Source organism: Arthrobacter sp. BG3, from assembly GCF_056680185.1.
On record NZ_CM155270.1, the window covers coordinates 2,079,887 to 2,103,151 of the forward strand.

The 23,265-nt window shown below is 68.3% G+C and carries 17 protein-coding genes; 15 read left to right on the forward strand and 2 right to left on the reverse strand.

The window, feature by feature from the left end:
* Nucleotides 1-58 precede the first annotated feature (58 nt).
* Entirely contained in the window at nucleotides 59-559 is a 501-nt protein-coding gene (locus AC1MFL_RS09250) for an NUDIX hydrolase (protein WP_479815016.1), read from the reverse strand.
* Between the two features lie 219 nt (nucleotides 560-778).
* On the opposite strand from AC1MFL_RS09250, the gene AC1MFL_RS09255 reads away from it, so the two are divergent.
* The 8 genes from AC1MFL_RS09255 (at nucleotide 779) to AC1MFL_RS09290 (ending at nucleotide 12,096) form a co-directional block, all read left to right on the forward strand.
* Nucleotides 779-2,245 (forward strand): CCA tRNA nucleotidyltransferase, encoded by a 1,467-nt coding sequence (locus AC1MFL_RS09255; RefSeq protein ID WP_479815018.1) that lies wholly within the window; start codon nucleotides 779-781, stop codon nucleotides 2,243-2,245.
* The gene (locus tag AC1MFL_RS09260; protein ID WP_301226190.1) at nucleotides 2,246-2,830 is read left to right on the forward strand and encodes a histidine phosphatase family protein; all 585 of its coding nucleotides are present in this window, start codon (nucleotides 2,246-2,248) and stop codon (nucleotides 2,828-2,830) included.
* A 588-nt stretch (nucleotides 2,831-3,418) separates the two neighbouring features.
* Entirely contained in the window at nucleotides 3,419-3,622 is a 204-nt protein-coding gene (locus AC1MFL_RS09265; protein ID WP_479815020.1) for a hypothetical protein, read from the forward strand.
* Nucleotides 3,623-3,794: 172 nt separating this feature from the next.
* Nucleotides 3,795-5,264 carry a glycosyltransferase family 87 protein gene (locus AC1MFL_RS09270; RefSeq protein WP_479815022.1) on the forward strand — a complete coding sequence of 490 codons (1,470 nt, stop codon included), beginning with the start codon at nucleotides 3,795-3,797 and terminating at the stop codon, nucleotides 5,262-5,264.
* Nucleotides 5,257-6,696 carry a phytoene desaturase family protein gene (locus tag AC1MFL_RS09275; RefSeq protein ID WP_479815024.1) on the forward strand — a complete coding sequence of 480 codons (1,440 nt, stop codon included), beginning with the start codon at nucleotides 5,257-5,259 and terminating at the stop codon, nucleotides 6,694-6,696. The genes AC1MFL_RS09270 and AC1MFL_RS09275 overlap by 8 nt, the downstream gene beginning before the upstream one ends.
* Nucleotides 6,697-6,764: 68 nt before the next feature.
* A complete protein-coding gene (locus tag AC1MFL_RS09280; protein ID WP_479815026.1) occupies nucleotides 6,765-8,159 on the forward strand; it encodes a sensor histidine kinase in 1,395 nt (464 codons plus the stop codon).
* Between the two features lie 194 nt (nucleotides 8,160-8,353).
* Nucleotides 8,354-10,369 (forward strand): penicillin-binding transpeptidase domain-containing protein, encoded by a 2,016-nt coding sequence (locus AC1MFL_RS09285; protein ID WP_479815406.1) that lies wholly within the window; start codon nucleotides 8,354-8,356, stop codon nucleotides 10,367-10,369.
* A gap of 44 nt (nucleotides 10,370-10,413) precedes the next feature.
* Nucleotides 10,414-12,096, forward strand: a complete 1,683-nt coding sequence (locus tag AC1MFL_RS09290) for an ABC-F family ATP-binding cassette domain-containing protein (protein WP_479815028.1) — start codon at nucleotides 10,414-10,416, stop codon at nucleotides 12,094-12,096.
* 116 nt (nucleotides 12,097-12,212) lie between these two features.
* Here AC1MFL_RS09290 and AC1MFL_RS09295 read toward each other — a convergent pair whose 3' ends face one another.
* Nucleotides 12,213-12,905: a GntR family transcriptional regulator gene (locus AC1MFL_RS09295; RefSeq protein ID WP_479815030.1), complete on the reverse strand. Its 693-nt coding sequence runs from the start codon at nucleotides 12,903-12,905 to the stop codon at nucleotides 12,213-12,215.
* Between the two features lie 144 nt (nucleotides 12,906-13,049).
* Here AC1MFL_RS09295 and AC1MFL_RS09300 point away from each other — a divergent pair, with 144 nt between their 5' ends.
* The 7 genes from AC1MFL_RS09300 to AC1MFL_RS09330 all read left to right on the forward strand — a co-directional run bounded on the left by AC1MFL_RS09300 (nucleotide 13,050) and on the right by AC1MFL_RS09330 (nucleotide 23,237).
* Complete coding sequence (locus AC1MFL_RS09300; protein ID WP_479815032.1) at nucleotides 13,050-14,786, forward strand: L-lactate permease; 1,737 nt, start codon at nucleotides 13,050-13,052, stop codon at nucleotides 14,784-14,786.
* A complete protein-coding gene (locus AC1MFL_RS09305; RefSeq protein ID WP_479815034.1) occupies nucleotides 14,786-17,611 on the forward strand; it encodes an FAD-binding and (Fe-S)-binding domain-containing protein in 2,826 nt (941 codons plus the stop codon). The genes AC1MFL_RS09300 and AC1MFL_RS09305 overlap by 1 nt, the downstream gene beginning before the upstream one ends.
* 154 nt (nucleotides 17,612-17,765) lie before the next feature.
* Nucleotides 17,766-18,539, forward strand: a complete 774-nt coding sequence (locus AC1MFL_RS09310; protein WP_479815036.1) for a DeoR/GlpR family DNA-binding transcription regulator — start codon at nucleotides 17,766-17,768, stop codon at nucleotides 18,537-18,539.
* Nucleotides 18,536-19,723 (forward strand): MFS transporter, encoded by a 1,188-nt coding sequence (locus AC1MFL_RS09315; RefSeq protein WP_479815038.1) that lies wholly within the window; start codon nucleotides 18,536-18,538, stop codon nucleotides 19,721-19,723. Before AC1MFL_RS09310 ends, AC1MFL_RS09315 begins: the two co-directional genes overlap by 4 nt.
* Nucleotides 19,724-19,769: 46 nt before the next feature.
* Complete coding sequence (locus AC1MFL_RS09320) at nucleotides 19,770-21,266, forward strand: phosphatase PAP2 family protein (protein WP_479815040.1); 1,497 nt, start codon at nucleotides 19,770-19,772, stop codon at nucleotides 21,264-21,266.
* Between the two features lie 132 nt (nucleotides 21,267-21,398).
* Nucleotides 21,399-22,343, forward strand: coding sequence for an ABC transporter ATP-binding protein (locus tag AC1MFL_RS09325; RefSeq protein ID WP_479815042.1), 945 nt, complete (start codon nucleotides 21,399-21,401; stop codon nucleotides 22,341-22,343).
* Between the two features lie 3 nt (nucleotides 22,344-22,346).
* Nucleotides 22,347-23,237: an ABC transporter permease gene (locus AC1MFL_RS09330; RefSeq protein WP_479815044.1), complete on the forward strand. Its 891-nt coding sequence runs from the start codon at nucleotides 22,347-22,349 to the stop codon at nucleotides 23,235-23,237.
* Nucleotides 23,238-23,265 lie beyond the last annotated feature (28 nt).

Below are 23,265 nucleotides of genomic sequence, written 5' to 3' on the forward strand. Positions count from 1 at the left end.
CGCGGCTTTGGCCGCTATTCGCGTCCTTTGAACCAGGCCCGAGGGCGCCTGCGCGGCCCTAGCGGTGTTCCGGCAGTACTTCCTTGGCGAGGTCGGCGATGCGGCGTTCGTTCGGGAAGGAGAGCTTCCGCGCAAGTTCCAGGATGGGAACCCAGGCGACGTCCACGGCTTCCTTGTCCGGATCATTCTCGATCGTCAGTTCCCCGCCCGTGGCCTGCAGCAGGTAGTGGTGGACGGTCTTGTGGACGCGGTGTCCGCTGACCGTGAACCAGTAGTCAATGCTTCCCAGCGGTGCGAGGATTTTGCCCTCGATGCCGGTTTCCTCCGCGATCTCACGCACGGCGGCTTCCTCGTTGCTTTCTTTGCCTTCCGGGTGGCCCTTCGGAAGGCACCATTCCAGCCGCCCGCCACGATTAAGGCGGGCAATGATCGCAACCCGGAGTTCGGCGTCGGACGTGTCCACCACGACGCCGCCGGCGGAGATTTCCTCCACCGTGGGGAGGGCGGCATGCCCGGAGTGCTGCACCGGCGCGACATTGGCACCGATTGCCGAAGGCAACGGTGCGTTTGTCCTCCTGCCGGGAGCGCTCGGTACGGGATGGGCCATGAAGTCCACTCTAACGACTCTTGTCCGCTCTTGATGACCTAAACATGGCAGGAAAGTGGACGGCCGGGAAAGTGGATCGCCCGGGACGCCCCCGTGTTCAGCGCCGCCGGCCGGGGTCCGCGAAGGATTCGGTGTGGTGCTGGCCGGGATTTCTGACAAGCTTAAGAAACTATGGCGCACGCACATCACGAGACTGACTCGCACACTGTTGATTTCCAGGTAGACCCTGTGGTTCTGGAGCTGGGGCAACGGTTTGTCGACGCAGGCCACGAACTCTCCCTGGTGGGCGGCCCCGTGCGCGACCTCTTCCTGGGCCGGGTGTCCCCCGATCTGGACTTCACCACCGACGCCACCCCGGACCAGACAGTTGCCCTGATCAAGAAGTGGGCCGACAACTTTTGGGAAATCGGGCGCGCCTTCGGCACGATCGGCATGCGCAAGAGCGGTTTCCAGATCGAAATCACCACCTATCGCGCCGAGGCGTACGATCCCGACTCCCGCAAACCCGTCGTGGCGTTCGGAAAGTCGCTCACCGATGACCTGCTGCGCCGTGACTTCACGATCAATGCCATGGCCCTGCGACTCCCGGCGCTGGAGCTCGTGGATCCGTTCGGCGGTGTCCGCGACCTCCACGCTTCCATTCTGGCCACCCCGGGCGCCCCGGAATCCTCCTTCTCCGACGATCCGCTCCGGATGATGCGCGCTGCCCGTTTTGCCGCCCAGTTGGGCATCACGGTGCACGAGGACGTCCGCGCAGCGATGTCCCGGATGGCGGAACGGATCACCATGATTTCCGCGGAACGCGTGCGTGAGGAGCTGGTCAAGCTCATCTGCGCGGCACACCCCAGGGCCGGGGTGGACCTGCTCGTGGACACCGGGCTGGCCGACTTCGTGCTGCCCGAGGTCTCCGCCCTGCGCCTCGAGTCCGATGAGCACCACCGACACAAGGACGTCTACCAGCACTCGCTCCAGGTTCTGGAGCAGGCCGCCGCACTCGAAACGGGGGCCGACGGCGCTGTGCCCGGGCCGGACTTTGTGCTGCGGTTCGCTGCCTTGATGCACGACGTCGGCAAGCCCGCCACGCGCCGTTTTGAGCCGGGCGGCGCGGTCAGCTTCCGGCACCACGACATGGTCGGAGCCAAACTGACGTCGAAACGGATGAAGGCACTGCGCTTCGACAACGACACCATCAAGGCCGTCGCCAAGCTCGTGGAGCTGCACATGCGCTTCTACGGCTACGGCGATGCAGGCTGGAGCGATTCCGCTGTCCGCCGTTATGTCACCGACGCCGGTCCGCTCCTGGACCGGCTGCACCGGCTGACCCGCTCGGACGTCACCACCCGCAACCAGCGCAAGGCCGAGCGGCTCGCCTTCGCCTACGACGATCTCGAAGCCCGGATCGCGGCCCTGCGGGAGCAGGAATCCCTCGAGTCCGTCCGCCCCGATCTGGACGGCAGCCGGATTATGGAACTGCTGGACCTCAAGCCCGGCCCGGTCGTCGGGCGAGCCTACAAATTCCTGCTGGAGGAACGGATGGAACACGGCCCGCTCGATCCCGCCGTGGCCGAGACCAAACTCCACGAATGGTGGGCTGCCCAGCCCGAGTCCGCCGTCGCACTCTCAACTGAGGAGTCCTAAGTGATTGCACCGTCAAACGGCCCCCGCCCGCAGCTGTGGATCCTGCGGCACGGCGAAACCGAGTGGTCCAAGAGCGGCCAGTACACCGGCCTTACCGACCTCCCGCTCACCGTGGAGGGTGAACAGCAGTCCGTGGAGGCACGCAAGGTGCTCGACGCCGTCGACTTCGACCTCGTGCTGACGTCTCCCCTGCGGCGGGCCCGCCGGACCGCGGAACTCGCCGGGTTCCCAGACGCCCAGCTGGAACCGCTTGCGGTGGAGTGGGACTACGGCGACTACGAGGGCATCAGCTCGGACCTTATCCGCAAGGACAACCCGGAGTACCTGATCTGGACCCACGGTGTGCCGAATGGTGAAGCCCTGGACGACGTCGCGGCGCGCGCGGATAAAATTGTGGCGCGGGTGCTGGAATCCGGCCTGGACAACGTGCTGATCGTGGCGCACGGACACTTCTCCCGGATCCTCACCGCCCGGTGGCTGGGGCTCGATCCCCACGAAGGCAGGCACTTCATTCTGGGAACGGCCAAAGTCTGCACGCTCGGCTGGGACAAGAAGACCCCGGCCGTGGTCCGCTGGGGCCTATAAATACGGTTTAGAAATAACTTTAAGAAAGTTTATGAATTCGGTAGTCAAATGCTGCATTCATGGTGTAATTTTACTTCTGATCCCAGAGCGTCCTGCCGGGGTCGAGGAGCGCGTCGCCCGGCCGGTCAGCCGGAGCCACGGCAGAACAGAAAAGGAGGTTGGGAAAATGATTACTTTGACTAGCGGATGGATGTATTCCGTCACCGCCACCCCGGCCTCTGTCGCTGAACCGCGCCCGCATTTCGGCCCGACTGCCTCCTGACCCCTCCGCTCCCGGCCTGGTTTCCTTCCCCTAGGGCCCGGAGCCGGGGCGATACCGGCACCCCTTTCCCGGGAATGCCGTGACGGCGGACTGACCCAGGCGGAACCCCGCGGTTACGCAGCATCCCCAAAGTTCGGAACCCAGCTTCCTGTTGGGATTGCGGCTTTCCCGCGTCCAGGGGCCAGCCTGTCGCTTTTGCGAAATCATTTCTTTAGCGCCGGGTAATTCCGCGCCCATTTATGGACTTTTCTTTCCCAATTCACAGAGGCCCTAATTGGCGTGCCCAATTACTCCCCCTTCCCGGCAATTCCAATGAAAGGTCCATCGTGGCTACTGCCAGCACCGCCGTCCAATCACGCACCGCGAGCCACCGGCGGGAGGTGACCACCATGAAGCAGAAACTCCACAGGCTCCTGCGCCGGTGCCTCCAGCCGGCACCCGGGCGCACGACGCTGTTCGACGGACAGCTCCTCGACCAGAAGCGCGAGGACGTGTTCCTTGTTATGCATCGGATCGGCCTCATCCGTTGACGCAGGTCCAGGTCGTCGAAGGAGCAACTGATGACTGGCATCGGACCTGATCCCCGGGGAGCCCGCGCGGCGACGCGTGGGCTCCCCCATTTAAGCAACCGTATTGATACCCGCTGCGCCGGCCGCCCGGCGCAGCATGGCCAGCCGGAGTGGCCCCGGTAAGCTCAGGGACATGCAGGAGACAAAGCCGCCGGAGCACCGTAGACGTGTCCGACTGGTCATCCCGAGCCGCAGCGACCCCCTGCTGAGGAATTTCACCGAGTTGGTTGGCGGACCGATGGGCCGCCGGTCAGCCCCCGGCATCGTTTCGCCGGGCTTTTTCACCGTGGAACGCGTCCTGATACTGCTCACCGTGCTGGCCGCGGTCATCGGGATTGTCCTCAAGTCGTATTGCCGCATCAATGGCTGGGAAACCCCCGGCCAGTTCTACGCGACCTGCTATTCGGACTTTCCGGAGCTGTTCAAAAACCGCGGCCTCGGCGACGGTGCCTTCCCGTTCATCACCCAGGGGACGTTCTTTGAATACCCCGTCCTCATGGGGTTCATCGCCGGCGCCACGGCCCTGCTGGTTCCGGACGAAGGCGTCACCCCCAGCCGGATTCTCGCCTACTTCGACATCAATGCCGCCCTGATCGCGGCCGTCTGGATCGTGACGGTACTCGCGACGGCACGGATGGCCCGCCGTCGGCCGTGGGACGCGGCCATGGTGGCGGTGGCCCCCGGCATTATCCTGGCCGGCACCATCAACTGGGACATGTGGGCTGTTGGGCTGCTGGCCCTCGGCATGTATTGCTTCTCCCGGAACAAACTTGTCCTGGCCGGAATCTTTATTGGCCTGGGCACTGCGACCAAGCTCTACCCAGTGCTGATCCTTGGCGCGGTCCTGCTCCTGGCCCTGCGCACCGGGCGGATCCGGGCCCTCCTGGTCACTGCCGGCGCCGCTGCCCTCGCGTGGCTTGCAGTCAACCTCCCGGTCGCCGCCGCCAATCCGGAGGGCTGGATATACTTTTACCAGTTCACCGAGGACCGGCCCGCCGGCTACAGCTCGCCCTGGTTTGCCTACAACCTCGTCGCCGGCCGGCTGGGCTGGGTTTCCCTGCAGCCGGAGTCGATCAACACCCTGGCCCTGAACCTCTTTCTGCTGGCGTGTGTGCTCATCGGGGTGCTGGCCCTGGCCGCGCCCCGGCGGCCGCGACTCGCGCAGCTGGTCTTCCTGATCGTTGCCGCGTTTATCCTGACGAACAAGGTCTACTCGCCGCAGTTCGTCATCTGGCTCATCCCGCTCCTGGCCCTGGCCCGCCCGCGCTGGCGGGACTTCCTGATCTGGCAGACGTTCGAGGGGCTGCACTGGGCGGCCGTCTGGTTGTACCTTGGGCAGGTGACGAGCGGCGGCGTGTCCCAGCACAATATTGATATGCCGTACTACGTCCTCGCCGTGGTGTCCCATATGCTGGCCACCGCCTACCTGATGGCGCGGGTGGCCTGGGACGTCTGGGACCCCAGCTATGACGTGGTCCGCCGGTACGGGATGGATGACCCGCAGGGCGGCCCGTTCGAGGGCGTTCCGGACCGGTTGCGGATTGACCTCCTGCACCCTTCGGATTCACTCTTGCCCTGGCGGAAGGCGGCCTGGAATGCCTGATGTGGCCGTTGTTGGATCAGGACCGAACGGCCTCGCCGCGGCGGTGACCATGGCCCGCGCAGGACTGAAGGTGCACGTCTACGAGGCGGCGCCGACCCCTGGCGGCGGCCTGCGGACAGCGGAACTCATCGAGCCAGGGCACTTTCACGATGTCTGCTCGGCAGTGCACCCGATGGCCCTGGCCTCGCCGTTTTTCCGGCAGTTCCAGCTGTCGGGGCGGATCCGGCTCGAGGTTCCCGAGGTCTCATACGGCACGCCGCTTGACGGCGGCCAGGCGGCGCTGGCGTACCGCTCCCTGGAGCGGACGGTGGCCGGCCTGGGGCGGGACGGCGCCGCGTTCGGGCGGCTGATGGCCCCGCTCGTGCAGCGGGCGGAGGGCATCACGGACCTGACGCTGAACCAGCTCCTGCGGATACCGGGGGACCCGGTGGCGGCCGCCCTGTTCGGTGCCCGGGTCCTGGAGCAGGGCTCGCCCCTGTGGGGTATGCGGTTCCGGGAGGATCTGGCGCCCGCGCTGCTGACCGGTACCGCGGCGCATGCGGTGTCGCAGCTTCCGGCCCCCGCGGCGGCCGGAGCGGGCCTCATGCTGGGGACGCTTGCCCATACGGTCGGGTGGCCCGTCCCGGTTGGCGGCTCCGCGGCGATCGCGCAGGCCATGGTGGCGGACATCGAAGCTCACGGCGGGGCGGTGGAAACCGGGGCGCGGATCAGATCCCTGGCGGAGCTGCCCCCGGTCCGGGCCACCCTGCTGGATGTGGCACCCCCCGGACTGCTCCGGCTTGCTGACGGCAGACTCCCGGAGCGGTACCGCCACGCCCTTGAGTCCTTCAGATTCGGAAACGCCGCCTGCAAGGTCGACTTCATTCTCTCCGGCCCGGTCCCCTGGGCGGCCCCGGGCCTGGCCGATGCCGGCACGGTCCACGTGGGTGGCACCCGCGCGGAGATGGCCGAAGCGGAAAACCTCGTCGCCGCGGGGCGGCACCCGGACCGGCCCTATGTCCTGGTCTCGCAGCCCTCGCGATTTGACGCCGGACGCGCCCCCGGGGGCCGGCACATCCTGTGGAGCTACTGCCACGTACCCGCCGGTTCCACCGTGGACATGAAGGAGGCCGTTATCGCCCAGTTGGAGCGCTTCGCCCCCGGATTCCGCGACCTTATCCTCGGCCATCACGTCACGACGGCGGCCGGACTGGGCGTGTACAACGAGAACTACGTGGGCGGAGACTTCAGCGCCGGCCTGATGGACCTCCGCGGGATCCTCCGGCGGCCCGTCCTGGGACCAGTCCCCTGGCGGACCCCACTGCGCGGCGTGTACCTGTGTTCCTCCTCGACCCCGCCCGGTCCCGGGGTGACCGGGATGCCCGGATTCCACGCCGCGAAATATGCCCTGAAGGACATATTTGGCCTTGCGGTGCCGCCCCTCGGGATCTAGGACGCCCAGCGGACCCCAGCACAGGGCCTGGACCGGAATCGGGGCCCGCGCGGCACTACGCTGAAGGCATGGTTAACGAGGCCGGCAGCATGCCGGCGGAGACCGCCCCGGCAGCCACGACGCAGGCCGCGGTGATTCTGCGCATCCTGCGGGTGTGCCTGCACAGCGGCTTCGCCGTGCTGCTGCTCGTCGCCGTTCTGCGGCTGCTGGGAACGGGACTCCAGGGCACGGACTGGCCCGCCCTGGGCCTTGCGCTGATCCTCGCCGCCCTCTATCTGCTGGGCACCGTCCTGGAGAAAAACCACTCCGCGGATCCGGCCCGGTTCGATCCGCGGCCGTATTCGCAGCTGTGGCTGGGTGCTGTCTGCCTGCTCTGGCTGCTGTTGATCTGGGTCAGTGCCGACTTCGTCTGGCTGGCCTTCCCGCTCTTCTTACTGCAATTGCACGTGCTGGCGCTGCGGCTGGCGCTGCCGGCGGTCGCGCTGAGCACCGTTCTGGTCATCATCGCGCTGTGGTTCCACAACGCCGGAGCGGACGGGGGCGCCCTGCAGCTGCCCATGGTGCTGGGACCGGCGTTCGGGGCAGCCTTTGTCGTGGTCACCGGGCTGGGCTACCGGGCGCTCTACCTGGAAGCTGAAAGCCAGCGGTCCGCCGCCGAGGAGCTGCGCCGCACCCGCGCCGAACTTGCCCGCAGCCAGCGCGACGCCGGCATGCTGGCCGAGCGCGCCAGGCTTGCCCGCGAAATCCACGACACGCTCGCCCAGGGCTTTTCGAGCATCCTGCTCATGGGCCGTGCGGCGGAAAGGTCGCTCGACGACGGGGACACGGCCACAGCCCGGGACCGGCTCCGGACGGTGCAGGAGACGGCCTCGGCCAACCTGGCCGAGGCGCGCAGCTTTGTCCGCGGCCTTCAGCCACCCGCTCTGGCGGAGAACCCGGTGGTGAACCTGCCGGAAAACCTGGCGGAGAACGCGGCGGAGAACCCGGCGGAAAGCCGGGCGGAGAACCCGGCGGAGGATCCCCTCGTGAACAGCCTGCGCCGGCTCTGCGACAAGACGGAAACCGAGGCGGCCGCCCGCGGCACCCGGCTGCGCTGCCGCTTCGACATTGAGGGAACCCCGGTGGAACTGCCCACCCCGTACCGCGCCACCCTGCTCCGGGCGGCGCAGGCAAGCCTCGCGAACGTCTGGGTGCACGCCAGGGCGCGCACCGCCGTCGTGACCCTGTCCTTCCTGGGCAGCGAGGTGGCGATGGATATTTTCGACGATGGCGCCGGCTTCGATCTTGCCGAGGTCACGGACCCCGCCCGGCGCCCCGACGGATCGGGCTTCGGGCTGAAGTCGCTCCAGGAACGCGTGACGGCACTGCACGGCAGCCTCGATATCGAGTCCGCGCCCGGCGAAGGAACGGTGGTGGCCATCCGGCTGCCCCTCGCGGATGCCCCGGCCAGGAACGAACTGTGAACAGTATCCGAGTCCTGCTGGTCGGCAGGCCCGGCGCGGACAGCCGCACTGCCGCGATCGCCGCGGCCGCGCAGCGGAGGATCATCCGGCGTTTCCAAGCAACCGAGGGCAACCCCAGGCCGGGCAGGGGGCCCGGGCACTGGCGGGTGCTGTGTGACAAGGAAAATGTCCGCGCCACGGGGCATAATGGCGCGGTGGGGAACATATCAAAACTTTCATCTGTCCTTATCGGCCTCATTCTCGGCGCCTCGCTGGTGGCCTGCGACGACGGCCGCGCCGGCGCACAGGATGCGGCGAAGCAGCTTGCTTCCGCCGTCGCAGCGCAAGACGTCGGCCCCGTCGCCTTCGAAGGCAAGGAATCCGGTGCGGCCACTGAACAGCTCCGGCAGGTGTTCAAGGCACTGGACCCGGTCAAGCCCACGGTGGACAGCGGCGAGCTGACGCTGGACTCCGGTACGGCCACTGTCCCGCTGGACTACAGCTGGAAGATCGGCTCCGGAGAGTGGAAATACACCACTTCCGCACAGTTCAAGAAGTCAGACGGCAAGTGGCTGGCCGTCTGGAGCCCTGGCCTGCTGGCGCCCGGGCTGGCCGAGGGTGAAATCCTGGGAATCCAGTCCCAGTCCCCGGCACGGGCGGAAATCCTGGGCGCCGGAGACGCCAAACTGGTCACCTACCGGCCGGTCGTGAACGTCGGCATCGACAAACCCCGGCTGGCTTCGTCCGATCCGGCCGCATCTGCCACCCAGCTTGCACAGCTGGTGGGCGTGGACCCCGCGGCCTACGCCCAGCAGGTCCAGGCGGCCGGCCCCGAAGCTTTCGTTAACGCCATCACCCTGCGCGAGGACGGCCGGACCATCACCGATGACCAGATCGGCGCGATTCCCGGGGCACGCGCCATCCCTGATTCCCTGCCCCTGTCACCCTCCCGCACCTTCGCCCGCGCCCTGCTGGGTACCGCAGCCGAGGCGAATGCCGAACAGATCGAGAAATCGAACGGGACGCTCAAAGCCGGGGACACCACAGGCACCGGAGGCCTGCAGCAGCAATACGACGCGCAACTGCGCGGCAGCGACGGGATCCAGGTCTTTGCCGAAAAGGCAGGCCTCACGCCCGAGGAACGGCAGACCTTGCTCAACGGCGGCCGCCGGGCCCTCTTCCAGGTCGAAATCAAGGTGGGAACGCCGCTGAAGACGACCCTGGATCCCAGCCTCCAGCAGCTGGCCGAGGACATCCTGGGAAAGGTGGGACCGGCGTCGGCCATCGTGGCGCTCCGCCCCTCCAGCGGCGCCGTCCTCGCCGCGGCATCCGGACCGGGCAGCAACGGCTATGACACCGCCATGCTGGGCCAGTACGCCCCCGGTTCCATCTTCAAGATCGTGGACTCCCTGGCCATGATCCGCAACGGAATGACCCCCCAGTCCACCGTGGAGTGCCCTGCCACCCTGTCCGTCGACGGCCGGACCTTCAAGAACGCGGAAGGCTACCCGGCTTCCTCCCTGGGCTCCGTGACCCTGCGCGATGCCTTCGCGCACTCCTGCAACACGGCGTTCATCAACGCCCGCGACACGGTCAGCCAGGCCCAGCAGGAAGCCGCGGCCACGTCCCTCGGCGTCGCGGTGGAAGCCCCTTCGCTTGGAGCGTCCGCCTTCCTGGGCTCCGTTCCGGGCGACGCCGCGGGGACCGAGCACGCCGCCTCGATGATCGGCCAGGGGAAGGTGCTGTTGTCCCCGCTGTCCGCCGCGGTCATGGCGGGCTCCGTCGCCAAGGGCGCCCCGGTGGCCGCCCAGCTGGTGTTGAACCCTCATGAGGGCGTTACGTCTCCGGGCACCGGGAGCCCAGGCGCTACCGGAACATCCGGACCGTCGCCGGCGGTCCCGCCGTCCGGTGACGCGACGGCGTCCGCACCGCCGGCACCCGCATCATCCGCAGCGGCGCCGGTAACGGCGGCGGAGGCCGCCGCACTCGCGGACATGATGCGCGCCGTTGTGACGAGCGGTCATGCCGGGTTCCTGGCGTCCGTTCCGGGCGCCCCCGTCGGCGCCAAGACCGGAACTGCGGAGTTCGGTTCCGACAGCCCGCCCAAGACCCACGCCTGGATCGTGGCGGTTCACGGGGACCTCGCCGTCGCCGTGTTCGTCGAGGAAGGCGGGCTCGGCGCCACCGTCTCCGGGCCGCTCCTGAAGGAATTCCTCACCGCCGCGGGCTGAGGTGCCCTGGCCGGCTGCGACAGCGTCCGTGGGAGGATGGAGGGGTGGCTCATATTGACGTTTCCAACATCGATTACTTCCTCTCCGACGGCACCCAGCTGCTCAACGGCGTGACCTTCAAGGTCCCGGACGGGACCAAGACGGCCCTGATCGGCCCCAACGGAACCGGCAAGACGACCCTGTTCCGGATCATCTCCGGCGATCTCATCGCCGATGAAGGCGTGATCGGACGTTCCGGCAACATGGGCATCATGCGCCAGTTCGTGGGCCAGGTCCGGGACGAATCCACCGTCCGCGACCTGCTCGTCTCCGCCGCACCGCCCGCGCTGGCGGCCGCCGCCCGCACCGTGGACGAAGCGGAACTGGCGATGATGGAACACGACGACGAGCCCACCCAGATGAAGTACGCCCAGGCGATCGTGGACTGGGGCGACGCCGGCGGCTACGACGTCGAGACCGTCTGGGACGAGGTCTGCATGGCGGCCCTGGGCCTGCCCTTTGACCGCGCGCAGCACCGCCCGGCGTCGAGCCTCTCCGGCGGCGAACAAAAGCGCCTGGTGCTCGAGGCGCTCTTCGCCGGCCCCGACGAACTGCTGCTGCTCGACGAACCGGACAACTACCTCGATGTCCCGGGCAAACGCTGGCTCGAGGCCAAACTCAACGAGTCGAAGAAAACCGTGCTCTTCATCAGCCACGACCGCGAGCTGCTGAACAACGCCGCGGGCCGCATCGTGACCCTAGAACCGGGCATCAACGGCGCCGGCGCCTGGATCCACGGCGGCGGCTTCGGCTCCTACGTGGACGCCCGCGCGGACCGGAACGCCCGCTTCGAGGAGCTCCGGAAGCGCTGGGACGAGGAGCACGTGAAGCTCAAGGAACTCGTCAACATGTACAAGAACAAGGCCGCGTTCCGCTCGGACATGGCCAACCGCTACCACGCCGCGCAGACCCGGCTGGCGAAGTTCCTCGAAGCCGGCCCGCCCGAGGCGCTGCCGATCGAGCAGAACGTGCAGATGCGGCTCAAGGGCGGCCGGACCGCCAAACGCGCCGTCGTCGCGGAGCAGCTGGAACTCACCGGGCTGATGCAGCCGTTCTCCACGGAGGTCTGGTTCGGCGACCGCGTGGGCGTGCTCGGCTCCAACGGCTCCGGCAAGAGCCACTTCCTGCGCCTGCTCGCCACCGGGGGCACCGACCCGGAACGGGAGCACCTGCCGGTGTCCGACGTCGACATCGCCGAAGTCCCGCACGAGGGCACGGTGAAGCTCGGCGCCCGGATCCGGCCCGGCTTCTTCGCCCAGACCCACGTCCGGCCCGACCTGCTCGGCAAAACGCTGCTGGAAATCCTGCACCGCGGCGACGAACACCGGTCCGGGATGGGGCGCGAGGCGGCGGCCGGTGCCCTGGACGGGTACGGCCTGGCCTCGCAGTCGGAGCAGAAGTATGAATCCCTCTCCGGCGGGCAGCAGGCGCGGTTCCAGATCCTGCTGCTGCAGCTCTCCGGCGCCACCCTGCTGCTGCTCGATGAGCCCACGGACAACCTGGACCTGCACTCGGCCGAGGCGCTGGAACGCGCCATCGACCACTTCGAGGGGACCGTCCTGGCCGTGACGCACGACCGCTGGTTCGCCCGGACCTTCGACCGCTTCCTCGTCTTCGGCTCCGATGGCAAGGTCTACGAATCAGCCGAGCCGGTCTGGGACGAAAAGCGCGTCGAACGCGCCCGCTAGCCAACGCCCCGCCAGCCCCCAGCCCCGCCAGCCACCAGCAACGCGGGGTCACTTAGCGCCCATTCCCGAGGGGTTTATGGGCGCCATGTGACCCCGCGTTGGGGTGGTGGGGCGGGTTACTGCGGGATCAGGCCGGACGGCTGGTCGGCTTCCGGGCCGGGGGTTCCGCCCATGGCGGCGACCAGCCGTTCCCGGGCCCGGCCGAGGTGCTCGTCGAGCAGCCCGGCTGCGGCCTCCCCCTGGCCGGCCTCGATGAGTTCGAGGATCCTCTGGTGTTCGGCCTGGATCAACGCGGTGTCCAGGAGCTGCAGGGACTGGACCCGGACCATGCACAACCGCACTTCGCCCACGAGGGAGCGGTACATCCGGCTGATGCGTTCATTGCCGACGGCGTCGATCAGGCTGGTGTGGAACCGCATGTCCGGTTCGACGACGTCGAGCGGAGCGCCGCTCTGCAGCGCCGCGATGTCGCGGTTGGCCTGCAACGCCGCTTCGGGCACGGCCCCGGTGCGGGCGAGCCGGCGGAGCACTTCGCTTTCCAGATAGGCGCGGGCGAGATAGATATCCCGCACGGAGTCCGGGCCGAGTTCGAGCACCCGAGCGGTTTTGTGCGTCCCCCGGTCCAGCAGGCCCTCGGCGACGAGTTTCTCAATCGAGGCCTTCGCCGTCGGCCGGGCCACGTCGTAGGTGGAGGCAACCTCTGATTCCGTTAGGGAATCCCCAGATCCAAGCTCGCCGGCAAAAATCCGGGTCCGCAGATCCGCCGCGACCGCTTCCACAATCGAGACTGCTGCAATTCGGCCAGCCACCGGAGCTCCATTCCCGCGAAAATTTCTTGCTTTCGTTCCAATCCTGCCAGACAAGACAACAAGTCTCTCTTGACCATCATGTGTACTTGTTAGACAATCATAGGGCGCCACGGTGTTGTGACGCCTAACACAACCTGGAGACCCATGTTTCAGCAGATCCTCGACCCCATTGCCGGGTCCCTGATGATTTCAGCCCTCTGCGCGGCGCTTCCCCTCATCCTGCTCTTCGTCCTACTGGGCGTCTTCAAGGTCAAGGCCCCCAAGGCGGCCCTGGCCAGCCTGACCCTGTCCCTCGTGCTGGCCACCGCCGGGTGGCAGATGCCGGTGAACCAGGCCCTGAGTGCCACCGCGGCCGGCATCTTCTACGGACTGTTCCCGATCCTGTGGATCCTGGTCAACGCGCTGTGGATCTACCGGCTCACCGTGGCCACACCCTGGTTCGACGTGCTGGGACGGACCATCCGTTCCATCTCGAACGACCTGAGGATCCTGTCCATCCTGATCGCCTTCTGCTTCGGCGCCCTGCTGGAATCCCTGGCCGGATTCGGCGCCCCGGTGGCAATCTCCGCCGCCATGCTGATGGCTGCAGGCATGAAGCCGCTGAAGTCCGCCGTGGTCTCGCTGCTGGCAAACACCGCTCCCGTGGCCTTCGGAGCAATGGCCGCGCCCATCATCGCCCTGAACGGTGTCACCGGCCTGCCGCTGCATGACCTGTCCTCGATGGCCGGGCGCCAGACGCCGTTCATCGCCCTGATCGTTCCCCTGCTCCTGGTGTTCATCGTCGACGGCCGGCGCGGAGTGAAGCAGACCTGGCCGGTGGCCCTCGTGGCCGGTGCCGCGTTCGGCGTGGCCCAGTTTGTTACCTCCAACTTCTTCGCCGTGGAACTCACCGACGTCGTCGCCGCCGTCGTGACGGTGGCCGCCGTGCTGCTGATGCTGAAGGTGTGGCAGCCGAAGGAAATCGTCGGCATGGAGGGTGCCGTCGAGGGCGCTCCGGCCGCCGCCCGCGCGGGCGCTGCCGTCATGGCAGGCAGCTCCGCCCGTGCCGGCGGGTCCGCTGCAGCCGGGGCCGCCGCCCGCCATTCACCGTCAGGGTCTGCGGCAGGAACCACCGTGCCGACCGACAACTCCCGGCCCGAACCCCGGCAGATCTGGATGGCGATCGCCCCCTACCTGATCATCATCGCGGTGTTCTCGGTGGCCCAGATCCCGGCCGTCAAGACCTGGCTCGGCCAGGTCGGCAGCGCGACGTTCGCCTGGCCCGGCCTGGACATCACCGATGCGGCCGGCAAACCGGTTGCCGCCACCAAGTTCAAGCTCGACCACCTCAAGGCGACCGGCACCCTGCTGCTGTTTTCCGGGCTGATCACCATGGCGCTCTACAAGATCACCGCCTCACAGGCCCTCCGCATCTACCGGGATACTGTGGTCCAGCTGCGCTGGACGATTGTCACCGTCACCGCCGTCCTGGGGCTGTCCTTCGTGATGAACCTGTCCGGCCAGACCACGACACTGGGCGTCGCGCTGGCCTCCGCGGGCGGCTTCTTCGCCATCCTCTCGCCGCTGATCGGATGGATCGGCGTCGCCCTCACCGGCTCCGACACGTCCTCCAACTCCCTGTTCGGCCAGCTGCAGGCCACCGCGGCGGTCCAGACCGGCCTGTCGCCGGTGCTGATGGCCGCCGCCAACTCCTCCGCCGGCGTGATGGGCAAGATGCTGTCGCTGCAGAACCTGGCCGTTGCCGCCGCCGCCGTGGGCCTTGACGGCGCGGAGGGAACCCTGTTCCGGAAGCTGATCGGCTGGAGCCTCGGCCTGCTGGCGCTCATCACCGGGCTGATCTTGCTGCAGTCCACCCCCGTCCTCGGTTGGATGGTTCCCTGATGGCGCCCCTGGACCTGGCGGGCCTCCGCTCCGCAGTGCAGGACCCCGCCCAGGTGAAGACCCGAGCGATCGACCTGCACGCGAACGCCCATGATGCCTCGCACTTCCTGCTGATCCCGCAGGCTGTCGTCACGGCCCGGAGCGCCGCCGAAGTCGGGGGGCTGCTGCGCGCCAGCGCCGCCCAGGGCGTGCCGCTGACCTTCCGCTCCGGCGGGACCAGCCTGAGCGGGCAGGCGGTCACCGACGGTGTGCTCGTGGACGTGCGCCGCAACTTCAGGGACATCGAGGTGCTCGACGACGGCGCGCGGGTCCGTGTCCAGCCCGGCGTCACCGTGCGGGCGCTCAATGCCAGGCTGGCCCGCTACGGCCGGAAATTCGGTCCAGATCCGGCGAGTGAGGCGGCGTGCACGATCGGCGGGGTCGTCGCCAACAATTCCTCCGGCATGAACTGCGGCACCGTGGACAACACCTACCAAACCCTGGAATCCCTGACGGTGGTGCTGCCCTCCGGGACCGTGATCGACACCGGCGCACCCGACGCCGACCGGAAACTCCGTGCCCTCGAGCCGGAACTCTACGCGGGCCTGGCCCGGCTGGCGGAGCGCGTCCGGACCAATGCGGACTCCGTGCGACGGATCCGGCAGCAGTTCTCCATGAAGAACACCATGGGCTACGGCCTGAATTCCCTGCTGGATTTCCAGGGCCCGGTGGACATCATGGCGCACCTGATCGTCGGCAGCGAAGGCACCCTCGGCTTCGTGGCCGAGGCGGTCTTCCGCACCATCCCGCGGCTCCCGCACGCCGCCGCAGGCCTGCTGGTGTTCCCGGATCTCGAGGCCGCCAACGCAGCCCTGCCGGCCCTCGTAGGGACCGGGGCAGCCACCGTTGAGCTGATGGATGCCCTGTCCCTCAAGGTGGGCCAGACGCTCAAGGGGACTCCCGCCGTCGTGCAGGACCTGGCAGTCAGGGACCATGCCGCCCTGCTCGTGGAGTACTCCGCTGGAAGTGCCGGGAAGCTCGCGGAACTCCAGCGCCACGGCGAGGGCATCCTTCCCGCCCTCGGACTGTCCGCCCCCGCCCGGTTCACCGGCGACCCCCGGGAACGCGGCCAGCTCTGGCAGTTGCGGAAGGGGCTCTACGCCTCGGTCGCCGGAGCGCGCCCCCAGGGCACCACCGCGCTGCTGGAAGACATTGTGGTCCCGGTCCCTGTGCTGGGGCGCACCTGCCGGGAACTGATCCGGCTTTTCGACAAATACAGCTACAGCAACAGCGTGATCTTCGGCCACGCCAAGGACGGCAACGTCCACTTTATGCTCACGGACGGGTTCGCCACGGCGGCCGAACTGGACCGCTACGGGGCCTTTACCGAAGACATGGTGGAGCTGGTCCTGGCCGAGGGCGGCTCGCTGAAGGCGGAGCACGGGACCGGACGCGTCATGGCCCCCTTCGTCCGCCGGCAGTACGGCGATGAGCTCTACGACGTCATGCGCACCATCAAGCAGCTTTTCGACCCCGCCGCCATGCTCAATCCGGGCGTGCTGATGGATGAGGACCCGCTGGCGCATCTGCGGCACATCAAGACGGCGCCGCCCGTCGCGGAGGAAGTGGACCGCTGCGTCTCGTGCGGCTACTGCGAGCCGGTGTGTCCCAGCAAGGACATCACCCTGACGCCGCGGCAGCGCATCGTCACCCTGCGCGCCATCGAATCCGCACGGCTGGCCGGGGACACCGCGCTGGTCAAGGAGCTGGAAAAGGACTACGAGTACGAGTCCGTGGACACCTGCGCCGTGGACGGGATGTGCCAGACCGCCTGCCCGGTGGACATCAACACCGGATCGCTCGTCAAGAGCCTGCGGAAGGCCGACGCCGGTCCGCTCGCCAACGGCGCCTGGAACGCCGCCGCCAAGCACTGGGACGGCGTCACCCGCGGCGCGTCCCTGGCGCTGACGGTCGTCAACAGGCTCCCGGCCGCCGCCATCGCACCGCCCAACAAGGCAGCGCGGGCAGTGCTCGGGAAAGACACCGTGCCGCTGTATTCCGCCGAACTGCCGGGCGGCGGTTCGGTGCGGAAGCGTCCGGCGCCGGCAGGCGAAGTTGACGCCGTCTACTTCCCCGCGTGTGTCGGCACCATGTTCGGACCCGCAGGAGCAGGTCCGGACGCCGAAGGACGCGGCGTCCAGTACAGCTTCGAACAGCTCTGTGCCCGGGCCGGGCTCACCCTTCTGGTGCCGGCCGGGATCGACGGCCTGTGCTGCGGCACGCCCTGGTCCTCCAAGGGGATGGCAGCAGGCCAGACAACGATGCGGGAGAAGACCCTCGCCGCCCTCCGGGAAGCAACCCGGGACGGCGAACTCCCGATCGTGTGCGACGCTTCCTCCTGCACCGAGGGCCTGCGCCAGGCCGTGGAATCGGAGGTACCCGCAGCAGGGCAGCGGGCCCTGCGCATGGTGGACGCCGTGGACTTCGCCGCTGAACAGATCCTGCCCCGGCTGCCGGACCACGGGAAGCTGGAGTCCCTGGCACTGCACCCCACCTGTTCGTCCACCCGGATGGGACTCAACGACGCCCTGGGTGCCGTCGCCGGAGCGGTGGCCGAGCGGGTTGAGATCCCGGAAAACTGGGGCTGCTGCGCGTTCGCCGGGGACCGGGGCATGCTGCACCCCGAACTGACGGAATCGGCGACGGCACGGCAGGCTGCGGAAGTGGCGGAGATGGGCGCCGCCGCCCACGCCTCGTGCAACCGCACCTGCGAACTGGGCATGACACGGGCCACGGGTGCCCAGTACCGGCACGTGCTGGAGCTGCTGGAGGAGCTCACCCGCTAAACCACAGCAACGCGGGGTCACATCGCGCCCGTCCTGAACCTCCGGACGGGCGGGATGTGACCCCGCGTTGCTGTCTGCTGTCTGCTCTCTGCGTGGCGGCGGACCGCTTTGCTCAGAGAATGATTAAATGATCACTTTCCTTTAGTATTTGTACATGAGTACTGAGGAGCGACACCGGCGCATCGGGTACCTGCTGCGCCACCGGGAGCATGTGACGGTCGACGAGCTCATGACCGAGTGCGGCGCCTCGGGGGCCACGATCCGGCGCGACCTGGATGTCCTGGAACTCCACGGTGTCCTCAAACGGGTCCACGGCGGCGCCCGCAGCCTCGTGCTGCGCGGCGGGAACCCCGAGTACGGGCAGCGCGAACTCGAGGACCACGCCGTGAAGGTGCGCATCGCAACGGGCGTTGCCGCCCTGCTCAAGGACCGCGGGCACGTCTGGCTGGACAGCGGCACCACGGCCACCGAGGTGGCCCGCCAGTTGCGGCACCGGGAAATGACCCTGATGCCGATGTCGTTGCGGGCCGTCAACGTACTGGCCGAAGATGGGCTGGCCGCCGGCCGGCGTCCCGAACTCCTGTTGCCCGGCGGGAGCCTGATCGCCGGGGAACAGTCCTTCCGCGGACCCATGGCGGAATCCAACATCCGTTCCCTGAGGTTCGATACGGCCGTGGTCACGCCCTGCGCCCTGAACCTCCGCGACGGACTGCTGGCCCACGACCTGGACGATGCGGCCGTGAAGCGCGCCGGACTGGAATCCGCGGGCAGGGTGATCGTCGCCTGCTCCGGCACCAAATGGAACGCCAGCGCCGTCGCGATCGTCGCGTCCCTTGATGCCGTGGACGTCCTCGTGACGGACCGGCAATTCAGTCCCGAAGAACTTGCCCAGCTCGCCCGACACTCCGTGGAAGCAGTGATCGTATGACCAAGACAGCAACCCGCCCGCAGCTCAAGGCCGCTGCCGCGGCGACCTTCCTGATCTTCGGGATCAACGGCCTCGTGTTCGCCAGCTGGGCCGCCCGCATCCCGGCGGTGACGGAAATCCTGCACATCTCCTCGGGGCAGATGGGAACCCTGCTGCTGTGCGTGGCGGCAGGCTCTCTGATCGCGCTGCCCACCGCCGGTGCCGTGGTGGGACGGATCGGCACGGCCAGCGCCGTGCGGGGCGCCGGCCTCCTCGCCGCCGTGGCCGGCGTCGGTGTGTCGCTGGCGCTGCTGGCGGAGTCCGTTCCGGGAACGGCCATTTCCCTGTTCTTCTTCGGCATGGGAATCGGGCTCTGGGACGTGTCCCAGAACATCGAAGGCGCCGACGTCGAACACCAGCTCGGGCGCACCATCATGCCGCAGTTCCACGCCGCCTTCAGTGGCGGAGCGTTCCTGGGCGCCCTGATTGGTGCCGGCCTGGCGGGACTCGGGGTCGGACTGCCGGCGCACCTGCTGGTGATCGCCGCCGTCGTCGCCGTGCTGACACTCGTTGCCCCGCGCTACTTCCTGCCACACATCCCGGCACCCGCACGGCAAGCCGGGGAGCCGAAGGAACCCAGGGTCCGCTCGGCCTGGCGGGACGGGCGGACGCTGCTGATTGGGGTGGTGGTGTTGGGGGCGACCCTCACCGAGGGCGCAGGCAATGACTGGATCGCCAAAGCCGCCGTCGACGGACTGGAGGCCTCGGAATCCACCGGTGCGCTGCTGTTCGCGGTCTTCGTCCTGGCCATGACCGCGGTGCGCTTCTTCGGCGGGCGGGCGATCGACGTCTACGGCCGGGTGGCGGTGCTCCGTGCCAGCATGGCCGCCGCCGCGGCCGGGCTGGGGCTCTTTGTGCTGGCGGGCAACCTCTGGCTGGCCACGGCCGGCGCGGTTCTCTGGGGAGCCGGGGCTGCCCTCGCGTTCCCGATGGGCATGTCGGCCGCGGCTGACGATCCCAGATACGCCGCCGCCCGCGTGTCGGTCGTCTCCACGATCGGGTACATCGCGTTCCTGGCCGGGCCGCCGCTGCTGGGCTATCTCGGCGACCTGGTGGGAATCCGGGTGGCGCTGCTGACCATTATGCTTCCGATCCTTGGTGCACTGCTGCTAGCCGGCGCCGCGAAACCCCTGCGCGCCGGCTAGGCTTCCGCCGTATGTTTCCTGCCCGCGCTGGCAGTAAGGTGGTCGGATGCGCAGCATGCTGAGGAAGGCGCCGCGACGGCTGGGGAAGCTGGACCGGAAACTTGTACGTGCCATATCCGACTTCCCCGGGGGCCACCACGACGAGTTCTTCCGGCAGCTCTCCGCCGCGGCGAACAAGGGCAAGCTCTGGTTCGGCATCGCCGCCGTGATGGCCCTCTTCCCCGGGCGGACACGGCGGGCCGCCCTCCACGGGGTGCTCGCGCAGGCCGTCGCCTCCGCGGTGACGAATGTGGGCTTTAAGACGCTGCTGCCCCGCGCCCGCCCGCTGCCGGAGCACCTGCCGTCCTTCCGGTTTGTCCATCCCCAGCCCACAAGCTCCTCGATGCCCTCGGGGCACTCCGCCTCGGCCGTGGCGTTCACCCTCGGCGTGGGCCTCCTGCGGCCGGTGCTCGGTGCCGCGCTGGCCCCCCTCGCCGCGGGGGTGGCCTACTCCCGGGTCCACACCGGCGCGCACTGGCCATCCGATGTTGTCTTCGGATCGGCGATCGGGGCGGGGGCGGCCATGGTGACGCGGAAATGGTGGCCGGTCCGGCCGCCCTTCCCCGCAGTCCGGCGCACCGCCGTGAAGGTCGCGGAGCTCCCGGACGGCGAGGGCCTCGGGATCGCGGTCAACACCCTGGGCGGGTCCTACGCGGAAGAGACGGCAGCTGCCCTCCAAAAGGTATTCCCCAAGGCGTATATACAGGAAATTGGCCAGGATGAGGATCTTGCAGCGGGGATCTCCCGGGTCGCCAGCCGGCCCGGAGTCGTGGCCCTGGGCGTCTGGGGCGGGGACGGAACGGTCGGTACGGCGGCAGCGGCCGCCGTCGAACATTCCCTCCCGCTCCTGGTCCTGCCAGGCGGGACGCTCAACCATTTCGCCCGCGACGCCGGGACGCCTAGCCTCACGGCCGCCGTGGAGGCCGCCTCCCGCGGCGAGGCGGCACGGGCGGATCTGGGCCGGGTGGCCGTGGAGCGCGGCCTTCCCGGCAGGCCCGAGCAGGTGCAGTTGACCATGCTGAACACCGCCAGCATCGGCCTCTACCCGAACCTGGTCCGCCGGCGCGAACTGCTCCAGCCGGGCCTCGGCAAACCCCTGGCCGGTGTCGTCGCCATGTTCCGGACTTTCGCCGCCGGGACGCCCACCACCCTGATCGTCGACGGCGTGCGGCACAAGCTCTGGATCCTCTACATCGGCCGCGGCCGCTACTACCCCCGCGACCACGCCCCCCTGGTCCGGCCCGTCCTGGACGACGGTGTCTTCGACCTCAGGATGATCACCGCAGACGAATCCTTCGCCCGGCTCCGGCTGCTGTGGTCCGTACTGACCGGGACCGTCGCCACCTCCGGGATCACCCACCTCAGTGAAACCACGAGCATCCGGGTCGAGCCGGGGGACACCACGATGGTCCTCGCGGTGGACGGCGAAGTCATGCCGGGGGTGCGCGGCGTGGAATTCTCGGTCCTGCCCGGCGCCCTGACCTACTACTCGCCGGCCTCCTGACGGCCGGCGCCGTCATCCTCCCGGACTACCCTGATCCGACCCTGAATCATCCCTGAGACCGGCGAATTCGGCTCCCCGGCTCGGTAGCGTGGTGTGTACGCCAAACCCACCGCTAGCTAAAGGAACGCTTCCATGATCGAAGCACGAGGCCTGACCAAAGTTTACGGCGACAAGACCGCCGTCGCCGGGGTCAACTTCACCGTCGAAGCCGGCCGGGTCACCGGCTTCCTGGGCCCGAACGGAGCCGGCAAATCCACCACCATGCGCATGATCATGGGGCTGGACCGGCCGACGTCGGGCACCGTCACCGTCAACGGCACCCCGTTCGCCGAGCACGCCGCGCCGCTGCGCGACGTCGGCGCGCTGCTTGACGCCAAGGCCGTCCACACGAGCCGCTCGGCCTACAACCACCTCCTGGCAATGGCCGCCACCCACAGCATTCCCAAGCGCCGAGTGCACGAAGTCATCGAAATGACGGGCCTGGCCGATGTGGCCAAAAGGAAGGTCGGCGGTTTCTCGCTCGGCATGGGACAGCGGCTCGGCATCGCCGCGGCGCTCCTCGGCGACCCGCAGACCGTCATCCTGGACGAGCCGGTCAACGGCCTGGATCCCGAGGGTGTCGTCTGGGTCCGCAATCTCGTCAGGCATCTGGCGTCCGAGGGACGCACTGTGTTCCTCTCCAGCCACCTGATGAGCGAAATGGCCGTCACGGCGGACCACCTGATCGTGATCGGCCGCGGCAGGATCATCGCCGACGCGCCGATCCAGGACATCATTAACGGCAAGGGCCGGATCCGCACCCGCGTCCGCACCGACCAGCCGGACCAGCTGATGCACCTGCTCGCCGGCGACGGCGTCTCCGTGGAGCTGCAGGACAATGAACTGCTCGAGGTCACGGGCCTGGACCCGCGCCGGATCGCCCGCACAGCCCTGGACGGCCGCGTCATGATCTACGAACTCACGCCGCTTCAGGCCAGCCTTGAGGAGGCCTACATGGAACTGACCAAGGATGAGGTCGAATACCACTCGCTGATCACCACGGGCGCTGCCGCCCCCGTCCAGTCCGGAGGCAACTAAGCTATGAGCTCCACCACCCTAGATCCCTCCCGCGGCGGGACGCACGCCGCCGGCCACACCGCCGGCACATTGCCGGGAACCAGCACCGGCCCGGGCCCCAGCTTCCTGCGGGTGCTGAATTCGGAATTCATCAAGTTCCGCACCCTCCTGTCCACCCTGATCCTGCTCGGCTGCACCGTCCTGGTTGTCGTGGGCTTCGGCGCCCTCTCGGCCTGGGGAACGGGACAGTTCTCCGAGGCCGCGGCCAGAGATCCGCAGGCCGCCGCCGCCTTTGCCGCCCAGGGCGGGGACCTCGCCGTCGGCGTCCCCACCTCCGGCATCGCGTTCGCCCAGTTGATCCTGGGCTCCCTCGGTGTGCTGCTGATGAGTTCCGAGTTCACCACGGGCATGGCCCGCTCCACCTTCGCGGCAGTCCCGAAGCGGATCCCGGCGTTCGCCGCCAAACTGCTCGTGGTCATGGTGACGGCGTTCGTCCTCACCGCGGCCTCCGTGTTCCTGGCCGGGCTGGTGTCGCTGCCGATCCTGGACAACTACGGCCTCAAGCTGGACCTCGCCAGCGCGCAGTCGGTCAAGATGCTGCTCGTCAACAGCCTGTACGTCGCGGCCGTTGCCGCGATCGGCATGGCCCTGGGCTCGCTCATCCGGAACTCAGCCGGCGGCATCATGAGCCTGGTCGGTCTGTTTTTCGTGGCACCAATCGCCTTCCAGCTGATCCCGGGCGACTTCTTCGTCCAGGCCCGCAAGTACCTGCCCGGCAACACGGTCGACCCGATGACAGCCGTGCAGCACGTCCCGGACACCCTGGAAGCCTGGCAGGCCGCCCTGGTGCTGGGCGCCTGGGTCGTCATCCCGGTGGTCCTGGCCGCCGTGCTGCTGAAAAAGCGGGACGTCTAGGCCTGCCGGCGCACCGTCTAGGCTCGGA

Bases quoted from the DNA above. Each gene is read 5' to 3' on its own strand.
- AC1MFL_RS09310 (WP_479815036.1), top strand. From the start codon at position 17,766: ATGAGTACTGAGGAGCGACACCGGCGCATCGGGTACCTGCTGCGCCAC.
- AC1MFL_RS09275 (WP_479815024.1), top strand. From the start codon at position 5,257: ATGCCTGATGTGGCCGTTGTTGGATCAGGACCGAACGGCCTCGCCGCG.
- AC1MFL_RS09300 (WP_479815032.1), top strand. From the start codon at position 13,050: ATGTTTCAGCAGATCCTCGACCCCATTGCCGGGTCCCTGATGATTTCA.
- AC1MFL_RS09330 (WP_479815044.1), top strand. From the start codon at position 22,347: ATGAGCTCCACCACCCTAGATCCCTCCCGCGGCGGGACGCACGCCGCC.
- AC1MFL_RS09270 (WP_479815022.1), top strand. From the start codon at position 3,795: ATGCAGGAGACAAAGCCGCCGGAGCACCGTAGACGTGTCCGACTGGTC.
- AC1MFL_RS09325 (WP_479815042.1), top strand. From the start codon at position 21,399: ATGATCGAAGCACGAGGCCTGACCAAAGTTTACGGCGACAAGACCGCC.
- AC1MFL_RS09280 (WP_479815026.1), top strand. From the start codon at position 6,765: ATGGTTAACGAGGCCGGCAGCATGCCGGCGGAGACCGCCCCGGCAGCC.
- AC1MFL_RS09320 (WP_479815040.1), top strand. From the start codon at position 19,770: ATGCGCAGCATGCTGAGGAAGGCGCCGCGACGGCTGGGGAAGCTGGAC.
- AC1MFL_RS09255 (WP_479815018.1), top strand. From the start codon at position 779: ATGGCGCACGCACATCACGAGACTGACTCGCACACTGTTGATTTCCAG.
- AC1MFL_RS09305 (WP_479815034.1), top strand. From the start codon at position 14,786: ATGGCGCCCCTGGACCTGGCGGGCCTCCGCTCCGCAGTGCAGGACCCC.
- AC1MFL_RS09315 (WP_479815038.1), top strand. From the start codon at position 18,536: ATGACCAAGACAGCAACCCGCCCGCAGCTCAAGGCCGCTGCCGCGGCG.